Raw genomic sequence first — 1,870 nt, 5'->3', positions numbered from 1 at the left:
GCCAATGCCGACCGCATCGTGCTAACCGCCAAGACCGAATTGGTCGTGCAAGGCGGCGGCAGCGCCACCACGTACAACGCGGCGGGTATCACCCATGTCACCAGTGGCAACTACACCGCCCACGCGGCGCAGTTCGCCCACATTGGCGCGGCGAGCATGGCCGGCACCTTCCCCGAACCACCGAAGCCAGGCAAGGGCGCACTGGAGCTGTTCAACCTGTACGCCAATGCCAAAGGCATCAAGGCCGGGGATTACGAAGTCACCGATGCCCTGGGCAAGGTGTTCAAGGGCAGCCTCGACGGGCAGGGTTTCAACGCCGTGTCCGGCGCCGCGCCGGGGCCGGCCTGGGTCAAGTTCGGCGACGACACCAACGCACCCTGGACCCCCTCCAGCTATGTCGGCGTGATCAACTGGCCGCTGCAGCTGCCGGACGCGCCCAGCATGCCAACCCTCGTGGAATACCTAGCAGACAGCGTGCCCTTGGCCGCGGATGGCGAGGGCGGGCTGTTTGCCAAGGCCAAGCAACTGACCAGCAGCGGCATGAGCCTGCTCAAGAGCGGCCAGGACGCTCTGCAAAGCACGCAACAGGTGCAAGGCGCGCTCGCCAACCGGCCCTCTCTTCCAGCACTGCCCGAGTTCAAGGCCCTGAGCCCGAGCGCCGTTACCGACCTTCTGCCTGGTGAACTGATTTCATGACCGATATCCCCGAAAAACAACGCCCGGCCCAGGCAGCGGTCGTTCCCCTGGACCAGATCGGCGTCGAGGACGTCAGCCGTGGTGCCGCCGTGTTCGACGCCTGGCTACGCGACATCAGCCATGGCTACGTCAACCTCGAACGGCTCAAGGACGCCGCCGAGATGTTGCCGGTCATTGGCAACATCATGGCCCTGGTCGACGCCCTGGGCGATGTGGTCACCCTGGTCAAGAGCAAGCACCGCCAGGTGCTCGACTGGGTCAGCCTGGGCATCAACCTGATCGGCGTGGTGCCAGCGCCACCCACCATGGCCTATGCCCGCAAAAGCCTGCGGCCGATGCTGGTGCTTGCCCGCCAGGAAGCCAAGCAGGTGCTCGGCGACTCGCTGATCGAGATTCTGGTCGGCCACCTCAACGCCACGATCATTGGCGAGCTGGACACGTTCCTGGGCGATGCCGAAGCCCACCTCACCGAGGTGATGACCGAAGCGGCCAAGACCGGTGAGAAGCTGGTCAACAACACCGCTGATGCCATTGACGCGATCATCCTTGGCAAGCTCGACAGCCAGGGCGACTTGAAAACGGCTGCCACGCAGTTGCAGAAAGTCAGCGAGACCATGACGTCAGACCCGCAGGTCTCCCTCGAAAACGCCTTCGGAGCCCTGAGCAATGCCTACTCGGCAATGAGCAAGGGCGCGGCCAACATGGTCATGGGTAATGTCGTGCCCACCCGTGTGCAGCAGGCAGTGCTCGGCTACACCGCGCAGTTCCGCAGCCTGGGCGCGCAGATGAGCAAGCAGATGCTCAACCTCACCAGTCTGGCCAACCCCAACTCCATCGCCAGCATGCGCCTGATCCTGCACAAGAGCAGCACGATCTGGCACGCGCGCAACCCCAAGGCAGTGGCCGGCAACGTCAAGGAAGGCAGCACCTCACAAGCCAGGCATCAGAAAGGTGATGGCCTGCTCGAAGCCACGGCCAACCAGGGCCCGGCCAAGGGTGCCGCCAACGACAAGAAGAACGTCGTCTGCACCAGCACCTGCAACCGCATCAACTTCGCCGTGGGCAGCGAGTCGTTGCACCACACCGACTTCAGCCTGTCCGGCCCGTTCCCGGTCACGTGGACTCGCACCTACAACTCGCGCCTCGACAAGCTGGACAACGGCATCCTCGGCGC

At 64.3% G+C, this 1,870-nt stretch carries 2 protein-coding genes; both read left to right on the top strand.

The window, feature by feature from the left end; genetic code table 11:
• On the top strand, positions 1 to 696 hold a 696-nt coding region (locus tag H620_RS25955), incomplete at its 5' end, for a DUF2345 domain-containing protein (RefSeq protein WP_155950809.1).
• A partial coding sequence (locus H620_RS25950) for a DUF6531 domain-containing protein (protein ID WP_244880969.1) occupies positions 693 to 1,870 on the top strand: 1,178 nt, incomplete at its 3' end. The genes H620_RS25955 and H620_RS25950, both read left to right, overlap by 4 nt.

Source organism: Pseudomonas taiwanensis DSM 21245 (assembly GCF_000425785.1).
Classification (GTDB): Bacteria; Pseudomonadota; Gammaproteobacteria; order Pseudomonadales; family Pseudomonadaceae; genus Aquipseudomonas; species Aquipseudomonas taiwanensis.
The sequence above is the reverse complement of the archived record's forward strand: the minus strand, read 5'-3'. Positions and strand labels throughout refer to the sequence as shown.